The organism is Aquabacterium sp. (assembly GCF_036279655.1).
In the GTDB taxonomy this organism is placed as follows: Bacteria; Pseudomonadota; Gammaproteobacteria; order Burkholderiales; family Burkholderiaceae_C; genus Aquabacterium.
In genome coordinates, this window is record NZ_DASUIT010000021.1 from 59486 (window position 1) to 75319 (window position 15834).

Annotated in this window: 20 protein-coding genes; 1 reads left to right on the forward strand and 19 read right to left on the reverse strand. The window is 57.9% G+C overall.

Annotated features, from left to right (window positions below; all coding sequences use genetic code 11):
- Positions 1–3 precede the first annotated feature (3 nt).
- A complete protein-coding gene (locus VFW84_RS02580; protein WP_329678867.1) occupies positions 4–165 on the forward strand; it encodes a hypothetical protein in 162 nt (53 codons plus the stop codon).
- Positions 166–188: 23 nt separating this feature from the next.
- On the opposite strand, the gene VFW84_RS02585 is transcribed toward VFW84_RS02580, so the two are convergent.
- The 19 genes from VFW84_RS02585 to VFW84_RS02675 form a co-directional block, all read right to left on the reverse strand.
- Positions 189–755, reverse strand: a complete 567-nt coding sequence (locus VFW84_RS02585; protein WP_329678868.1) for a hypothetical protein — start codon at positions 753–755, stop codon at positions 189–191.
- Positions 756–850: 95 nt separating this feature from the next.
- Positions 851–1270, reverse strand: a complete 420-nt coding sequence (locus VFW84_RS02590) for a VOC family protein (RefSeq protein ID WP_329678869.1) — start codon at positions 1268–1270, stop codon at positions 851–853.
- Positions 1267–1803, reverse strand: coding sequence for a hypothetical protein (locus VFW84_RS02595; RefSeq protein ID WP_329678870.1), 537 nt, complete (start codon positions 1801–1803; stop codon positions 1267–1269). Before VFW84_RS02595 ends, VFW84_RS02590 begins: the two co-directional genes overlap by 4 nt.
- Positions 1800–3248, reverse strand: a complete 1449-nt coding sequence (locus tag VFW84_RS02600; RefSeq protein WP_329678871.1) for an amidase — start codon at positions 3246–3248, stop codon at positions 1800–1802. Before VFW84_RS02600 ends, VFW84_RS02595 begins: the two co-directional genes overlap by 4 nt.
- A gap of 27 nt (positions 3249–3275) precedes the next feature.
- The gene (locus VFW84_RS02605) at positions 3276–4493 is read right to left on the reverse strand and encodes a hypothetical protein (protein WP_329678872.1); all 1218 of its coding nucleotides are present in this window, start codon (positions 4491–4493) and stop codon (positions 3276–3278) included.
- 77 nt (positions 4494–4570) lie between these two features.
- Positions 4571–5002 carry a VOC family protein gene (locus tag VFW84_RS02610; RefSeq protein WP_329678873.1) on the reverse strand — a complete coding sequence of 144 codons (432 nt, stop codon included), beginning with the start codon at positions 5000–5002 and terminating at the stop codon, positions 4571–4573.
- Positions 5003–5151: 149 nt separating this feature from the next.
- Entirely contained in the window at positions 5152–5793 is a 642-nt protein-coding gene (locus tag VFW84_RS02615; RefSeq protein WP_329678874.1) for a hypothetical protein, read from the reverse strand.
- A complete protein-coding gene (locus VFW84_RS02620; RefSeq protein WP_329678875.1) occupies positions 5768–6412 on the reverse strand; it encodes a GNAT family protein in 645 nt (214 codons plus the stop codon). Before VFW84_RS02620 ends, VFW84_RS02615 begins: the two co-directional genes overlap by 26 nt.
- Complete coding sequence (locus VFW84_RS02625; protein WP_329678876.1) at positions 6413–7354, reverse strand: alpha/beta hydrolase; 942 nt, start codon at positions 7352–7354, stop codon at positions 6413–6415.
- Positions 7354–8691, reverse strand: coding sequence for a ferredoxin reductase family protein (locus VFW84_RS02630; protein WP_329678877.1), 1338 nt, complete (start codon positions 8689–8691; stop codon positions 7354–7356). The genes VFW84_RS02625 and VFW84_RS02630 overlap by 1 nt, the downstream gene beginning before the upstream one ends.
- A 163-nt stretch (positions 8692–8854) precedes the next feature.
- Complete coding sequence (locus tag VFW84_RS02635) at positions 8855–9445, reverse strand: DUF1697 domain-containing protein (protein ID WP_329678878.1); 591 nt, start codon at positions 9443–9445, stop codon at positions 8855–8857.
- Complete coding sequence (locus VFW84_RS02640; protein ID WP_329678879.1) at positions 9414–9863, reverse strand: hypothetical protein; 450 nt, start codon at positions 9861–9863, stop codon at positions 9414–9416. The genes VFW84_RS02635 and VFW84_RS02640 overlap by 32 nt, the downstream gene beginning before the upstream one ends.
- 176 nt (positions 9864–10039) lie before the next feature.
- Entirely contained in the window at positions 10040–10471 is a 432-nt protein-coding gene (locus VFW84_RS02645) for a hypothetical protein (RefSeq protein WP_329678880.1), read from the reverse strand.
- 36 nt (positions 10472–10507) lie between these two features.
- Positions 10508–10927 carry a hypothetical protein gene (locus VFW84_RS02650; protein ID WP_329678881.1) on the reverse strand — a complete coding sequence of 140 codons (420 nt, stop codon included), beginning with the start codon at positions 10925–10927 and terminating at the stop codon, positions 10508–10510.
- Positions 10928–11036: 109 nt separating this feature from the next.
- Positions 11037–11312 carry a hypothetical protein gene (locus VFW84_RS02655; protein ID WP_329678882.1) on the reverse strand — a complete coding sequence of 92 codons (276 nt, stop codon included), beginning with the start codon at positions 11310–11312 and terminating at the stop codon, positions 11037–11039.
- 223 nt (positions 11313–11535) lie between these two features.
- Positions 11536–12219 carry a hypothetical protein gene (locus VFW84_RS02660; RefSeq protein WP_329678883.1) on the reverse strand — a complete coding sequence of 228 codons (684 nt, stop codon included), beginning with the start codon at positions 12217–12219 and terminating at the stop codon, positions 11536–11538.
- 42 nt (positions 12220–12261) lie between these two features.
- Positions 12262–12798: an IS3 family transposase gene (locus VFW84_RS02665; protein WP_329678887.1), complete on the reverse strand. Its 537-nt coding sequence runs from the start codon at positions 12796–12798 to the stop codon at positions 12262–12264.
- Positions 12799–12973: 175 nt separating this feature from the next.
- Positions 12974–13621: a glutathione S-transferase family protein gene (locus tag VFW84_RS02670; RefSeq protein WP_329678884.1), complete on the reverse strand. Its 648-nt coding sequence runs from the start codon at positions 13619–13621 to the stop codon at positions 12974–12976.
- Between the two features lie 276 nt (positions 13622–13897).
- Positions 13898–15670, reverse strand: a complete 1773-nt coding sequence (locus tag VFW84_RS02675) for a hypothetical protein (protein WP_329678885.1) — start codon at positions 15668–15670, stop codon at positions 13898–13900.
- Between the last annotated feature and the right edge of the window lie 164 nt (positions 15671–15834).

A 15834-nucleotide genomic window follows, 5' to 3' on the forward strand; every position in this document is an offset into this window, starting at 1 on the left:
ATCGTGGAATCTGTTGTTCACACCCTCACGGCCACCACCACCCAATTCGGGCACTGGATGGCCACTTGGGCCGAGATGTCCAACCTGCCCTCCAGCCCCCTGCTGTACGCACTGCTGCTGTGCGGCCTGGGGCTGATGGAAGCGCGCGCCCGCACGCGGCACTAGGCCGCGCCGGCGTCATCAGGCGCTCAGGACTGCGCCTGTTGCGTCTTGGCCTGGGCCGCCGACGGCTCGCAGCCCTTGGCCGCGCCGATCCCCTTGAGGTAGGCCCGACGCACCGTGCCCGCGGCAATGGCCGCCGACACCTTGCGCGATTGACGCTCCGCCCCGGTCAACTTGCGCAGCCAGCCCCGGAAAGGCACGATGCCTTCGGTCGTGTCGCGGATGGCCGACACGGCTCCGCCTTCAATGCCACGCTCGATCTTGCCCGCCCCACCGTTATCGGACTTGGGTGCGTCCAGATCGGCACCGAGTGCGTCATCCAGCAAGGCGATGTGTTCGGCCAGCTTGGGGCAGCTCTGGTCGCTGGGGGCGGCATAAGGCGCAGCCGTGGCCTCCTTGAGCACATCGGGGATGTCGATCTTGACCAGATTCAGGTCACTCAAAGGCGCCACCACGGCCGAGTTCACCTTCTGCTGCGTGGTCTGGGCGTTGGAGGTGGCCGCCGGCTCGGCGCTGGCCTGCTCACGCCGGGGTGGCGTGGATGAGCATGCCGCCAGGGCCAGCACGGGAATGAGGATGGTCAATGACTTCATGCGATGTCTCCCAACGGTGATTTGAAGCGGCGATCGTACACGCGGCACGCGGCCGCCCGAGGCCCTCTCCTGGGTGTCACCCACCCCGTCGCGCCTCACAACGAGGCCAAGGCCGGATTGAAAACAATCTCCCAGACGTGCCCGTCCGGGTCCTGGAAATAGCCCGCATAGCCCCCATAGAAAGTGGGCTGCGCCGCCTTGACGAGGGTCGCCCCCGCCTGCGCCGCCCGCGCCATGATGGCGTCCACTTCGGACGGCGATGCCACGTTGTGCCCCAGCGTGAACTCGGTGGCCGAGGGTGGCTGCCAGGCCAGGCCCGTATCGGCGGCGATGCTCTGGCGCGGCCACAGCGCCAGCGTCAGGCCCGACTGCAGTTTGAAGAAGGCCACCGCCCCATGCTCGAACTCGGTGCCCATGATGCCCTGCGTGGCCCAGCCCAGGCCATCGCGGTAGAAAGCCACGGCGCGCTCCAGATCGGCCACGCCCAGGGTCAGGACCGTGATGTAAGGGTTCATGGTCGAGGGTGCGGTGCCAGCTCAAAAGCCGATGTCAGCCGCAAAGTCTTGCGGGCGACATGGTCCGTCACCAGAGCCACCAGTTGGTAGGTGCCCGGGGCGTCGTCCTTGGCAAAGCCCACCGTCATGCTGGCCTGCCCGAGCATCAGGATGCGCGGCCCCAACGGGGGCCTGGGCCACACGATGCCCCGGCCTCCGGGCGTCACGGTGCCATCTGGCGCCTGAATGGAGAACTCGGCCGACACATCGCACGCCTGTTTGGCGCCCACGGCACAGCCGCTGAAGATCAACACCCCCGAGATCTCCTGACCAGCGCTGATCTTGTTCGTGGTCTTGAGCTGAGGCGTCTGCCGGGATGTGTTCCAGGTGTGGCGGAAGGCCTTTTCATCGTCGGTCAGCAGCAGTTGAACCCCGAAATCCCCGCTGGAGCGCATGCTCGGCGTGTCGGGAAGGGGCCGCCCCTGGGGATCGACCCAGCCCGCCTGGGCCAGCATCGGCAGCGCGATGGCCAGCCATGCAAACAGTGCTTTCATGCCTGCTCCCTCCTGTTGATCTGCGGAAAGGCCACCTGCGCCTCCAGCTCCAAGGCCAGCGACAAGAGCGTGGCCTCCTGGCCCGCCTGCGCCGCCAACTGGACCCCGATGGGCCGACGGTCCGTGCTGGACATGCCCATGGGCAGCGAGATGGCCGGGGTGCCCAGCACATTCTGCATGGGCGTGAAGCCCACATAGCCCGTCAGGCGCGGCAACAGTTGCTCGGGCGGGCAACGGGGGCTGAGGTAACCCAGCGGGGGCGAGACCTGTGTCACCACCGGGCTGAGCACCGCATCAAAAGGCGCAAAGTGCGTTTCGTTCAACTGCGCAAAGCTGCGCAGCGCCATCACTGCCGACGGAATGCGGTGCCAGCGCCGCTGGAAGATGCGCATCAGCTCCAGACTCAAACCCTGGTACTGAGACATGTCCCAATCCGTGCCCTTGAACAGCAGGCGCCCGAAGCGCCCCACACCAAAGCTCAAGAAACCCCAGTACAGCAAGAAGCCGTCAATGTGCTCCTGCTGCATGCGGGCCTGAATCGGCACCACCGTGTGCCCTGCCCCCTCCAGCAGCCGGGCCGTGTGCAGCACTGCTGCCTGCGTGTCCGCATCGATGGGCACATCCCCAGCCGCACTCAGCAAGAGGCCGATCCGCAGGCGTCTGGCGGCAGGCCCCTCGATCAGACCGACGCGGGGGTAGCGCCGGTTGTAGAAAGTCTTTTCTGCCTCGGCCAGGAACACCGCCGTATCGCGCACCGTGCGGCTGAGCACCCCCTCGGAGATCAGGTTCAGCGGCAGCGTGCGCGATTGGTTGGAGTTGACAAAGCGCTGGCGCGACACCTTCAGCCCCACCAGACCGCAGGCCGCCGCCGGAATGCGAATGGAGCCGCCACCATCATTGCCATGGGCCATGGGCACCACACCCGCCGCCACCAGAGCCGCCGCTCCACCCGACGAGCCACCTGCCGAATGGCCCGTGTGCCAGGGGTTGGCCGTGGCCGTGCCGTCCTGATACTCGGTGCTGCCATTGAAGGCGAACTCCGGCAGCGTCGACTTGCCGATCACATTGAAGCCCTGTGCCAGCATCTGCGCCGTGAAAGGATCATGGCGCCGCGCCTTGGCCGCCTTGAAGATGCGGGTGCCCTGCTGTGTCGGGTGGCCCGCCAGATCCACGTTGTCCTTGATGAAGGTGGGCACGCCTGCAAAAGCGCCCTGTGCGTGCGTGGCGCCCCCCGGGGCGGGCGCAGCCCAGGCACGCGCCTGATCGTAAGTGCGCAGGGCGATGGCGTTGAGCGCCGGGTTGACCTGCTCGGCCCGTGCAATCGCAGCCTCGGTGACCTCCTTCACGGAGACATGGCCCCGGCGGATCTGCTCAGCCAGGGCCACGGCGTCACACTGGCCCAGGGCATCGGGTTGAAAGGCGTGAATGAGGTGGGTGTTTGACATCAGATCGCGAAGGGCACTGCGCTTCGATCACACCAAGGCTTCCACCAGCCCCTTCACCGCATTGGCCAGGGTGGCCACTTCCTTGATCTCGGCCACGATGGTGGCCTTGTCAAGCTCCTTGATCTTCTGCAGCGTCGTCCGGTCATCGATGGTCAGGCCATTGCCGGCCATCAGCAACTGCATCTCGTCGAGGAACTTCTCGCGTTCGGTCAGCTTGAGCGCCATGGCCGACACCGAGCGCTTGAGCGCCATGCACTGCGCGCCGATCTTCACCCCATCCTTCAGGTTGGTGGCCGACTTCATGGCCTTCATCAGCTTGTCGGCATCCGTGGACATGCTGTCGGTCTTGTGCCGGGTCTTGGTGGTGTGCTCACGGTAGTGCTTGCGCGCCGTTTCGGCGTCCCCTTGCTTGGCCTTGATGCCCTTGATGACGAAGTCGACCATGTCCTTGGCAATCGTCTTGGCATCGCGCCCCTTGGTCACCTCTTTACCCGCCGCCATCACCTTGCCCGTGATGGCCTTGATGGCATCCAGCGGGTGGCTCACATCGATGCCTGAGGTGTCCACCATCTGGCGCTTGGCCGCCTGCATCAGCGTCGTGCCCCGCAAGGTGATGAAGGCCTGGATGCCATCCATCAGATCCTTGCGCAACTTTTCTTCATTCTTGACCTGCTGCACCAGGTCGGCTCCCAGCGTGGCCAACGTCTTGGCGATCGAGATGTAGGCGGCCACATCCGCGCCCATGGTCCCGACCAGACGCGCCACCGACGTGCTCAATGAGATCGCGCCAGATGTCCATTTGAGGGCCGTGCGAGCGCGCGCTTCCTTGAGGTTGCTGTCGCCTTGCGCCTCCTTCTTGAGCCGAGCCTCGATGGCCTGCTGCGCGGCCCCCTCGGCCGATGCCAGCGCGTTCTTGATCGACTGGTTGGCGCCCTGGATCAGCTTTTCAGCGGCATCCAGGCCCTTCTCGCCCCCATCCTGGATCAGCTTCTCGACCTTGGCGTCTAGCTTGGCTGCCTCGGATGCGATCACGCTCTCGTAAGTGTCCAAGGCCCCGCGCGCGGCATCTTCCAGCCGCTTCATGGCCGCCGACGGCACCTCGGAGGCCGACAAGATGCCCTTGGTGGTGACATCGATCTGCACATCCACCCGGTAGGTGGGGATCTCCAGGTACTTGAGCGTCGGCTTCTTGCGGATCAGATCGACCACATAGAACTTGTGGCTGGTCACCTTGGTCTTGGCCATGCGGAAACTCCTGCGTCTGCGGGTTATCTAGGCATTATGTAACTCTGGCGCCAGGGATGCACCCTTCTGATCAGCGTTCACGCAGACGCCGTGGCCGGTTCGGGTCGATGGCACACCGCTTCGATGTTGTTGCCCTCAGGGTCGATGATGAAGGCGCCGTAGTAGTGCGCATGGTAGTCGGGCCGCAGACCGGGAGGGCCGTTGTCCCGGCCGCCGGCCGCCAGCGCAGCCTGGTAGAACGCATCCACCTGGGCACGCGTCTCAGCACGCCACGCCAGGTGGCAGCCTGTGGTGGCCACAGGCCCCCCATACGGCGAGGGACCATCGATGAACCAGACATCGGCTTTCTTGCCGTCAGGCTCTGAGGCATCCGGGTAGGCAAACCCCAGAATGTTGGCGCCGAAGTTGCCTTCAAAGGACAGGCTGTAGCCCAAGGGGGCCAGGGCTGCGCTGTAGAACGCTTTGGCACGACCGATATCGGTCACGCGGAAGGTCATGTGATCAAGCATGGTGGGTCACTCCTGAAGTGGATGGCATGGTGCACTTGCTGCGCAAAGATACTGTACATGCATACAGCCCCAAGGTCTAGCCCTGCATGAATGCTCGATACATGCCCTAGGCCGCGTCCGCCAGCGCGGGCATCGTCAACACGCGATGATCAATGCACGCCACGGCATTCGGCCGCCGACTGGATCTGGGTGATCTGCCGGACATACGGGATCCCTAACAGTCCCTGGTCAACAAGGACATGCGCACGCACCCCGATCATCAGCCCATCAAACTGATCCCTCGACACCGTGATCACTTTCGTGAGGCCTTTTGAGTCCGACAGCTCGATGTCATAGCGGACATACTTCTTGTGGATCCTCTCCTTGCGCGAAACCACATAAGGGTGGCAAGTGACGCTGGAGGAAGCCCCGCTTTGATTGACATACATCACCACCGGGGCGAATGACGCGATCAGAGGGATGAGCGACGCCAGCAAGACACCCAGCACCATCAAGACAGCACGGACGGAGTGACGTGCTCTGAGCGATGCAAATATCAGCACGCACCCCAGCAATGACACCCCCACCGCATACCTGAAAGCGTTGCCGGCCTCGTCAACCCACAAAGGTTGAAGCTCGTGCGTCAGAATCACCCACACATTCACCGCGCCCATCAGCAACACGAGCCCCAGGAAGCACCACACGGCGGGCTTGATCCTCGGGGACGTTGGCAACGTTGCAAGGCCACGTCGACGCAGCTCGACCCATGCCTCTTGCGGAGGGTAATCAATGAACTCTTTTGGGTGCTTCATGCTCTGAGATATCGGGGGTGCCAAGGGATGCCGTGGCCTGGATCTTTGCTCTCAGCGCCGCCCCCACCTCAGGCCATTGCGCCGCCACCACGCTGTACATCACGGAGTTGCGAATGAACCCATCCCTCATGACCATGTGGGAGCGCAACAGCCCTTCCTCCTGAGCGCCCAGCCTCTGGATGGCCTGTCGGCTTTTGGCATTGCGCTCGTCGGTGAGCAGCTCCACCCTGTTGCATGCCCAGGTCTCGAACGCGTGGCGCAGCATCAGGTACTTGGCCTCGGTGTTGACGTGGGTTCGCTGGCTGCTGGCCGCCAGGAAGGTGAAGCCGATCTCGACTCGGCGGTGCATGGGTTCAATGCAGCGGAATCGGGTGCTGCCCAGCACGCGGTCTGATCGAGCGTCCACCGTGGCAAACGCCAGCTCCCTGCCGGCCGCATACGCTGCTTCAGCGTCATCCAGGAATGCGCCCAGGCCCTCGGGGCGAGGCACAAAGGTGACGGGGATCTCCCACAGCTTGCCGTCCTCGATCGCGTCCCTGAGACCGGGGAGATGCCGCAGCGACAGAGGCTCCAATCGAACGCGCGGGCCTTCCAAAGTGACTTTTTCAACTTTCACCATTCATCCCTGTTTGTGTGAAGGCAACGAGCCCCCAGTGTTTGGGCTGAAGTGGCAAACCACGAACGCTGCGATGTCCGCCGCCTTCAGCATGTGCACATTGTGGCCGCAATCACACCTCATGAAAAACCGGTTTGGCCGGGCTCGGACCACCGCCATCACATCTGCCTCACGGCTGGCATACAAACCGCCCGATGCCAGCACAAAGCCGGCAGGCACGGTGATGCGCTCATACAGGTCCACCGCCGGATAGATGGGCTGCAGAGGGTCCGGCAAGGACACCACCGTGATCTCTTCCATGGTGGGCCGCCGGATCCACCGCCCCCCGCTTTGCATGAAAGACCGACGCGTGAAGGCCGCCACCAGGGCCGGGTCCACACCTGCATTGAGCCAATCCCCGGCAGCCAGGTGACAGACATCGGCGATGTATTGATCCATCTCCTCCGCACTGGCCACCCAGCCATAACGAAACAGATCCCAGAGCTGCTCGCGTGGCAGATACCAGTCCTTGGCCTCTTCAGGCGTTTTTCTGCCATCCAAGGTGAAGCCGTCCAGGATCACGATGCCCGAACACGCGCCCCCAGCCGCCGCATGGGCCGACACGGCATACCCGCCCGTAGAGTGCCCCACCAGCAGAGGTTGATGCAGACCCAGGGCAGCGATCACCTCACCGATGTCGCGCCAGTACTGTTCAGGATCGGTGGATTCCACCGGTGTCTGCCCGTGGCCACGCATGTCAAATGCAACCATCCGGAACTGGCCACGCAACTGCGCGGCCAGAGGGTGCCAGACCGCCAGGTTATGGCCGGTGCCGTGGACGCACAGCAGATCCGGGCCCGTGCCGCCAAAATCATGGATGGCGAACTGGCCGCTTGCTGTTTGAACCGATGCCCGAACCGATGCGGATGAGGTTGGCAAGGCCGCCGACTGCATTGAGGCTGCCATCAACGCATCTCAAACAGCTCTTGATGGAATCGCTCGGACGGCAAGCCTTGGGCGAGAAAATCATCTCGCAGCGACTGACCGAACTGTGTCGGGCCACAAAACCAGATGCTCGCTGATTGCCATGCCGGCACCGCGGCGCGGATGCGTTCGCCATTCAAGCGCCCATCCTTGCCATCGACCAACAGGTGCAGACGCACGCCGGCCGCTTCGGCGTCTGCGGTCAGGCGATCGATGGCGGCCTGCTCGAAGTCGGCTGTCGGATGGAACAGGTCGATCACCTTCGTGTCCGGCGTGGCGGCGCGATGCTTGAGCCGGGCGATGAACGGTGTGATGCCAATGCCCGCGCCAATCCAGATCTGATGCGGCTGCGCATCCCGGAAGTCAAAACAGCCATAAGGGCCTTCCACCGTCACCGCCATGCCGATCTTCAAACGTTCCGGCAAGCGGCCAGTGTGATCGCCCAGTGCCTTGGTGATGAAGACGAGCCGGGGATCAGCGGGGTTCCAGGCCGAGGCGATGGTGTAGGGGTGTGCGCCTTCGGTCTTGTCCGAGGTGATGAAGGCGAACTGCCCGGCAGCATGGCCGCGCCAGCCGTCCTTCAGCGCGACGGCGGTTTCGAGCACGCGCAGCGCGGGATACTCGGTGAGGGCCGCAATGGTGCCCTGCACCTTGCGGCTGGCGCCGATTCTGCCTGTCAGGGTCAGCAACGCCGCCACGCTGCCGCCCAGCAGCAAGGCGGCCAGCACCCAGCCGACCGGCTGCGTCCAGTAACCCATCTTGATGAGCACGGCGGAGTGGTAGGCCAGGACAAGGTAGGCTGCCGCCAGCCATTTGTGGGTCTTGACGAACCAGTGATAGGGAAAGCGCTTGAGCAGGGCCAACACGATCAGCAGGACGGCCGCGTAGAACGCCCATTCACCGACAGATTCGGCCAAGCCCCGCTGGCCGCGCAACCAGCCTTCGACGACGCCGAGAACTTCGCCCGTGGCCGGCGGTTTGCGTACGGGCCTTTCCAGCCAACCCCAGCCCACCATCCATTTGGTGCCTTTGGCCCACCACCAGTGAAGGATAGACGCCACCAGGGCGGCGATGCCCAGCCATTTGTGCAGGCGATACATCTTGTCCAGGCCATCCAGGTGGGGCTCCAGCCACTTCGGCCGCAGCGCCAGCAGCATGGCGACGCTCATCAGGCCGATGCCGATGACCCCGCTGTACTGCACGAACACGGATCGAAACGAAAAGTAGGTGAATGGCGTCGGCGCAAGCGTGTCGGCAGCCAGCCAGAGCGCGGTCAGCAACAACATGATGAGCAGAAATGCCACTTTGATGTGCTTCATGGGTTACCTTGTATGTCGTGTTGTCTTGATCCCGCAGATCTTGAGATCGACCGAATCAATCCTCTTGCCCCGGGAAGACCGGTCGCCATTCTGGGCCGACGCCGTAGTCCATGATCATGATCGTTCCATTCACGACGAAGCCAGTGACCATTTGGCAACGTCCTCATATGGCGAGTGCCTGCAATTTAAGAACGGTAGCCCAGTTCCTGGTCGTCACCGCTTTCCCGGCTTTACCCATCAATGCCTTTGCCGCTTTGCTTGCCAAAATGCCATTTGCGCAATGCAAGTAAGCCGCACTCTCGCCCATGGCGAACTGCTCAGGCTCTGCGATCCATTGATTGATTGAACTTAGGCTTTGCAGCGCTGCTGCGCTTTCTGGAAACACAACCAGCAATTGAGAATCATCAGCCATTCGCATATTCAGTGGAATTTGATTGATGATCGCTGCCAAATCAGGTGCTGAGATGACAACAACGGAGATACTCAAGCCAAATCTATTGGATATCGCTTCAGCGATTGCCTTGGCATGCTTACCAGAAGGTCCATTCTCGGCACGGAATACAGCATTGCCGCTGTTGAGCAAGGTTGCTACACCCATGTAGCCAAGCTCCACCAGCAAGGCACGTAAATCAGCCATTGCAATACGATTGGCTTTGCCAACGTTGATGCCTCGCAAGAGTGCTACGAACGTTTGCATATGGGATTGACCTGCGCATTCAATCTCATGGCGATGGCTCGCCGACATCAAAATCATCGCTCAATGCGAACTCACCTGCTTGAAATGCTTTGAGAACCTTCTTTGCTTCTTCAAACTGTGATAGCGGTACACGGATTTTTGCGCCACCAAGAGCGATGGCCCAGAGAGGATTGGCACGTACGGTATCGGCATCCCCCGTTGATGCGTGAACTCCTGCGGAGGCCAAGCAAGCAGCCAGAATATTGGCTTCCGTTGGATCCAGGTTGTCGGTCAAGAGAACCATGTCGCCCAAGTAAAGTTCATCCTCATCTTGGGTACCGTTGTTGACTGCGATTGCTGGCGTAGATATACCCCTTGCAGACAGCTCATCGCATGCGGCGGAATAGGCCTCTTCAGTCAGACCGTTCGTCACTCTTTTGATCAACTCTTCATCGCTCAAGCCGTTGAAGAACTCTTTGAAGCTCTGGTGCGTCATAGACGTGAGTGCCCTATTTTGAATGAAGCATCAGGCTGCAAGATTTTGACTTGCAAAAAACTCGGCATTTTTCACCGTTCCCTCCCAGGTTATGCGTCAGATCTTGCAAGTGAGACTACCGGAAGGGATAAGGAAGGTCAATCCGTTGAAGGGGCGGCAAAACAGCAGCCATTCAACTAGTTGCCCACGAACACCATGAGTTGCGCCATGAAAAGCCCTGGGGCGAACACAAGCACCGAGAGCAGCCCCAGCAAAAGTGCGCGTAACCAGCGTTTCCCACTTGGGTGAGCGATTCCGGGACGCAAGGCGGCCAAGAGATACGCTGCCTCAGCCGCGAACGGAATGGCCACCAGCGCAACGGAGACCATACTGCCCCACGAGACTGTCGTGCTGTGAGCCGCTGCATAGCGTTGCGCATCTGAGAGCGCATACACGCCAAACGCCAACACAGGAACAAGCAAGATCGCCATGTGCCCCACGAGCGCTCTTCGCACCCTGCCCATGCGCAGGAGGTGCTCCATGCGCAAGGCCGCAAAGACAAGACCAGGCAGCCACGTGACAGCCCAAATGGCAATGGCGATGTGTGAACCTGACTCAGTGAGCGGCATGTGTACGCAGGGCTCAGCCCCAGGAGTTCTGCTGACTCATGACAGATGAAGCATTTGCCAGCAAAGCACAGCCCATGCAGTGATGATGGCCATCACGCTCACACCTGCGATGGCGGCACTGATGCGCTGTAAGGCATTCCCACCCATCACGAAGGCATTAATACCAAACCCTCGCAGCAAATATGGAAGAGCGTTTGTCCAGCCCCCAAACACAAGCAGCGCTGCGATGGGAAGGCTTGCAGTGCTGCTCCAGTGCCACATGATGAACGCAGCCCCCCATTGCATGAAGGCCAACATGTACCAGTCCATGTGCGTGGCCAGTAGAGACTTCATGTTGACTCGTGCGGCAAAGCGCTTGCCCCACGGCTGCAAAGGGATGAGCATCAGTGTGCCGAGTAACGACGACACCAGAACTTGCAGGGCGGCGTTGCACGCCAAGAGGTAGATTGGATCCATTGATGCATTCTGCATCGGATGTCGCGAACTGCGTCCGCCCGCAGGCAGCCCATGTTGACATCAGGTCAACAGCCCGCAACGAGGCCATGTCGGGCATGGACGGGGGAGTTCACAAGTCTTTGTGCGAGTCGACAACAAACACCATTCCCAGCAAGCCCACTGAGACTGTCTTGTTGTTGATGCTGGTGTAGGACGCTACGCCCAGAGAATGATAGTTGCTGGCAAAAGCAGCCAACGCCCCTACACCCAAAAAACCTGCCAACGGACTGCGTTCTGCAATGGACTCTTTGATCTGGTTTCGGTGCCGTTCAGCGGAAGGATTGAGAGCAAATGCTGCGATAACGATTGCGCCGGCTATTGCGGCCGTCTTTACTGCTGGTGTCATGAAAGCTTTCAGGTATAAGTGAAGAGCATACTAATCGTTCGCGCGGCGTAAGACGCCGCTTCCAAGAATAAGTGATGAATCTCCTTATGGCTCGCCTGACTTGACTTCTTCGAGCGTTGGCCATAAAAGATTCGAGCCGCTGAGTTCTGCTACGCCCCTTACAACGGCGCCATTGCGACTGCTTGTGACGAAAAGCAAGGCCTTCTCATTCTGGACAAAGCAGTTAGGCCGACAGTTCGACATTTGATCGTTTATCAAATTTGACGACGCGCGCCATTGTCGAAAAACACTTGAACAGCAATATAAATACCATTCCGAAGATCATCAGGCTGCCTGAGGCTGGTTCTGGAACTTCTTTTACACTCAAATTAAAGCACAACCCCAGTTCACATAGGTTGCTTACAGAGCCCACATTGAAGTTTTTGAATTTTATATTAAGTGATTCTGTGTCTATGCTGGCGGATCCCATTAGCTCCAGCTGATCACCTGAAGAAAATCGCATTCCATACACATTTTCCGAATCTGATGTAATTAGCCCGAAACGTTCCATGCCGATGGATGGTGAATTTGATGAGTCTTGCATCCATATGCCGAAGACAGGATAAACCTGACCTGTCGTGATATTTGCTATATGAGCTGACCCAGATGAAAATTGAATTCTTCCGTAATTATTGCCCGTAACTTCTGGAGGGAACGGATCAAAAAATGTAGGCGAAAATTCAACACCTGGATTTGCAAGGCCTCTTCGCTCTGTAAATGTCGCAGTCGCCACATTGGTTCCAGACAATGAAACGGTGATTACCGAGGATTCCGGAGTGCCTGAGAGGTTGATATCAAATGCCGCGAAACTCGGCTTAAAATTTACCAACAATGCAACACAAATCATTATTGCGCGAATTTTTATCATGAAGCCTCCAAAGTAAATAGTGCGTAGGGTGCTCGCCCGGCTTTAGTGGACAGCGCGATGCGTTAGGTGCTGTTTTTCAAAAGCGGCTGGTAGCAGGTATCCGATGCTCGGGTGCAGTCGGTGCTGGTTGTAGAACTGGATATAGCTGATCACTTCGTCCCAGAGTTTTTGATACGTATCGAACTTCATCTTGAACAGCTCCTCGAGCTTGAGGAAACGGAAGAAGGACTCGATGTAGGCGTTGTCGTTGATGTGTGAAGCACGGTTCATGCTTTGCACGAAGCCATGTTGACGCAACTTGGCCTTGAATTCAAGAGAAGAGAACTCGATACCCCTATCCGAGTGGAAGTGCAGGCCTTGGGTGGGGCGTCGGGTACGCATGGCATGCTGCAGGGAGGCGATGGTGAGCTTGGAGGTACGGTGGTTGGCGATGCTCCATCCAACGATGAGCCTGGAGAAGCGATCAATGAAGACGGCCAGGTAGCGCCAGACACCGGCGACCTTGAGATAAGTGACATCACCGTGCCAAACCTGATTGGGGCCTGCAAAGGGATGAGCATCAGTTTGCCGAGTAACGATGACACCAAAACTTGCAGGGCGGCGTTACACGCCAAGAGGTAGATTAGATCCATTGGCGCATTTTGCAACGGAGGCCCCGAACTGCGACAGCGCTCCGGCAGCCCATGTTGACATCAGGTCGACAGCCCGCAAGCAGGCCAGGTCAGGGGAATGAAGGGGTGGATGTGTATTGGCTCTAGTCCCGATCTGGTGCACCGAGAGGGAAAAACTTGCGATAAGGCCGCGCCTCGTTGACCGTACGGACCACCGAAGGCCTCTGGAGTAGACGCGTTCTGTAGTCCTTGAGGGGGCCATCAGGGATGGCATGCACCCAGTCAGCATAGAAGAGTGCGGGCGCCGCCGCGCAATCGGCGATGGTGAACCTGTCCGCAACGGCCCACTCGCTTTGAATCTGCCGTGAAAGCCAGTCGTAGGTCCTATCCAGGTTCGCCTTTGCCTCTGCCACCCGGCGCGGGTCCTGTTGATCCTGGGGCCGCAGCGCCTCAGCCACGATCTGCTGCATGGGCACCGCGACATAGTCATCAAAGACATCGGTGAGCATGCGTGCTCTCAATGCAAGCTGAGGGTCGGTCGGAATCAGACCTTCAGATTGCCCGAGCTGGTTGAGATACTCGACCACGGCGTTCGATTGTGTGATCTTGATGTCACCATCCACGAGCGCGGGGAACTGCCCTGTCGGCGAGAGTTCGGCCATCTTGGCCAAGTGCTCTGGGTGCTCGGGATCCACCATTCGAAAGACGAACGGAATCTGCAGTTCATAGGCAGCGACAAGAGGCTTCCATACAAAAGCCGCGAAGGGGTGACCGTAAAGTTCCAGTGCCATGGTTCGTTCCAGTGGGGGCTCAGTGTTGACCATTGCACGACGATCGACATGCATCGACTTCGACATCCTTGATGAGCACGCTAGGCTCATTGCTCAAGGCCACAGCCTTGAGCATGAAGTCATCGGTGTACCGATTGACAATTTTGCGACTAGGTTTTCCCATGTGGGACATTCTCCGTTAGGTTGAAATGTCCACAAAAGTCAGACAAGCTCCGCGTCCGCGTGCAACGTACAGTTAGACATTTTCGCAAGGCATTGCGTGAGATTTGCATGGGCCTAAATGTTGATTGAAGGACCTTTGTCAACTAAAAAATTATTGTTGGCGATGGTGAAGCATTCAATCTCCCCAAGATTTCTATCGAACTTGATCCTTAATATTTTGGCGATCTCGAATGCCTGCTCCAATGTCTCCGTCCTGTACTCTCCGCATGTCATTTTAATTAGGTCAAAAATTATTTGGTCAAGATATTCGTGGCCATTCTCAATTAGCGTGGTAAGGTAGCTTGGGTATCGGCCTGAGTGCACAATTAAGTTTCTGGTTCTATATATTCTTCTTAGTTGCCAGACCAGTTTCTTCTCATGAGTCTCTAGTAGTGCCTTTGCCTTTTTGGGGTCGCATAGAGTCTCAGCCAAGCTGTACGCTCTATATCGAAGGAGATGGAAGTCCTTCAGACTGGCATAAAGCTCTTGGCGGAGAGCCTCATTGTCTTTGATTGTTAGGAGATTTGCTGCTCTGGCCACCAAGTTGCTGCCCGGTTGGCTTGGCACTTTTCTAAGTATTTTTTTTGCGCGCCATTGATCCCACCTCATAAGATCAAATGTAAATCTTTCGATTATTCGCCCAATGTAGGCCTTCATTAAAAACGGCAGCATCGCGCTCGTTATATTTGATATCTTTGAGCTTCCAAGATTGGAAGGGATCAACGTTTCTAGTGCTGTCCAGATGTTAACGAGTTGGTTCTCGCTAATAGCATGTGATACGCATATGCCATGCAAGTCTGCAACTCGCATGAGCCGAGTGCTGCTTGCTTTGTTTAATGGCAAGTTCTCAATGAGCCTGTTTAGCTCCTTCGATGCTTTGCTTGGTCGCATGTCGGCGACCTTATCCATCGCACTTTTCGGTGGGCTTACAAGAACTATGACCGGTGCACAGCACTGTGTCGCCAGTGCTGTTTGCTTCCATGAAACTTTCGCTTTATGGTGAAAGACGGTGAATAAGTTACTGAGGTTTTCAAGTGTTCTTATTGCCTCATCTCGAGCAGAATATTTGTCATACGATCTAATATCTTTGATATGAACATAGACCTCGTTCTCATCTTTCGAGAAGCCACTGCTTTTCGCAATTTCGGACGCCTCTGGTGGAAGGTCATCGACAATCTCGGCGCTCATGGATGAAATGGAGTCTGAAATCTCATTTATAAGATTTGATGCAATGAAAAATAGCTCAAATGAGTGCGTTACTGGTAGAATTGTTTCAATGAACTGAGGAAGGCAGTCCGTCGATTTGATTGGCTCGCCATCTTGTTTAAAAAAGAATTCATGTGTTTTTTCATATAAATGCTGCTTACTAAGTCCTATATTCGTAAGTGTGGTTACGATGTTGCGACTTAAGGCATCTATAGATTTCTTTGATTTTTGCTCGACTGCATCACGGAGAGCGTCTGTGCATGCCAGCAAGTATCGGTATGGCTCAAGTGTTTTGCTTAAGACTTCAAGTCTGAGCCTAACTTCTGTTAGCTTGGTTTCGTCGCTTTTTAGTATGTAATACTCAACCCTTGCGTCGAGCAGTTTTTTGCTGATGCTGTCATGCTGAATAGCCCACTCAAGTTCCTGCAGAACAGGTTCAAGATTCGCTGCATCAATGATACCGGACTCTATATCTGAAATCAGACTCACAGCCTCCATTGCAAGGAACGGTGCATTAAGGGCTGATGGCTTATAAGTGTCAAATGTGTAATCGAAGAGTAATTCATCCATCCTCTGCGCGAAGAACAAGAGGCCTTCTATTTCCGGAGTGATAACCCACCTGCCAATGTTTTTGAAGATCATGCTCGACTCTGTCTGTTGCGGGGATTTGCTTTGGAATGTCTAACGCAGAGTTCACCGGCGCCGGAGCCCGACAGGGCGGAGGGCACAAAAACCGGCCATTAAAATGCCGAAGGCATGGCCGGTTTTTGCGTCCGCGTGCAACGTACAGTTAGGCTGAGGCGCGG

Coding starts and splice junctions, on each gene's coding strand:
- VFW84_RS02630 (WP_329678877.1), bottom strand. CDS start 8,691: ATGAAGCACATCAAAGTGGCATTTCTGCTCATCATGTTGTTGCTGACC.
- VFW84_RS02635 (WP_329678878.1), bottom strand. CDS start 9,445: ATGATTTTGATGTCGGCGAGCCATCGCCATGAGATTGAATGCGCAGGT.
- VFW84_RS02610 (WP_329678873.1), bottom strand. CDS start 5,002: ATGCTTGATCACATGACCTTCCGCGTGACCGATATCGGTCGTGCCAAA.
- VFW84_RS02675 (WP_329678885.1), bottom strand. CDS start 15,670: ATGATCTTCAAAAACATTGGCAGGTGGGTTATCACTCCGGAAATAGAA.
- VFW84_RS02640 (WP_329678879.1), bottom strand. CDS start 9,863: ATGACGCACCAGAGCTTCAAAGAGTTCTTCAACGGCTTGAGCGATGAA.
- VFW84_RS02615 (WP_329678874.1), bottom strand. CDS start 5,793: ATGAAGCACCCAAAAGAGTTCATTGATTACCCTCCGCAAGAGGCATGG.
- VFW84_RS02590 (WP_329678869.1), bottom strand. CDS start 1,270: ATGAACCCTTACATCACGGTCCTGACCCTGGGCGTGGCCGATCTGGAG.
- VFW84_RS02645 (WP_329678880.1), bottom strand. CDS start 10,471: ATGCCGCTCACTGAGTCAGGTTCACACATCGCCATTGCCATTTGGGCT.
- VFW84_RS02585 (WP_329678868.1), bottom strand. CDS start 755: ATGAAGTCATTGACCATCCTCATTCCCGTGCTGGCCCTGGCGGCATGC.
- VFW84_RS02605 (WP_329678872.1), bottom strand. CDS start 4,493: ATGGCCAAGACCAAGGTGACCAGCCACAAGTTCTATGTGGTCGATCTG.
- VFW84_RS02595 (WP_329678870.1), bottom strand. CDS start 1,803: ATGAAAGCACTGTTTGCATGGCTGGCCATCGCGCTGCCGATGCTGGCC.
- VFW84_RS02620 (WP_329678875.1), bottom strand. CDS start 6,412: ATGGTGAAAGTTGAAAAAGTCACTTTGGAAGGCCCGCGCGTTCGATTG.
- VFW84_RS02650 (WP_329678881.1), bottom strand. CDS start 10,927: ATGGATCCAATCTACCTCTTGGCGTGCAACGCCGCCCTGCAAGTTCTG.
- VFW84_RS02600 (WP_329678871.1), bottom strand. CDS start 3,248: ATGTCAAACACCCACCTCATTCACGCCTTTCAACCCGATGCCCTGGGC.
- VFW84_RS02625 (WP_329678876.1), bottom strand. CDS start 7,354: ATGGCAGCCTCAATGCAGTCGGCGGCCTTGCCAACCTCATCCGCATCG.
- VFW84_RS02660 (WP_329678883.1), bottom strand. CDS start 12,219: ATGATAAAAATTCGCGCAATAATGATTTGTGTTGCATTGTTGGTAAAT.
- VFW84_RS02670 (WP_329678884.1), bottom strand. CDS start 13,621: ATGGCACTGGAACTTTACGGTCACCCCTTCGCGGCTTTTGTATGGAAG.
- VFW84_RS02655 (WP_329678882.1), bottom strand. CDS start 11,312: ATGACACCAGCAGTAAAGACGGCCGCAATAGCCGGCGCAATCGTTATC.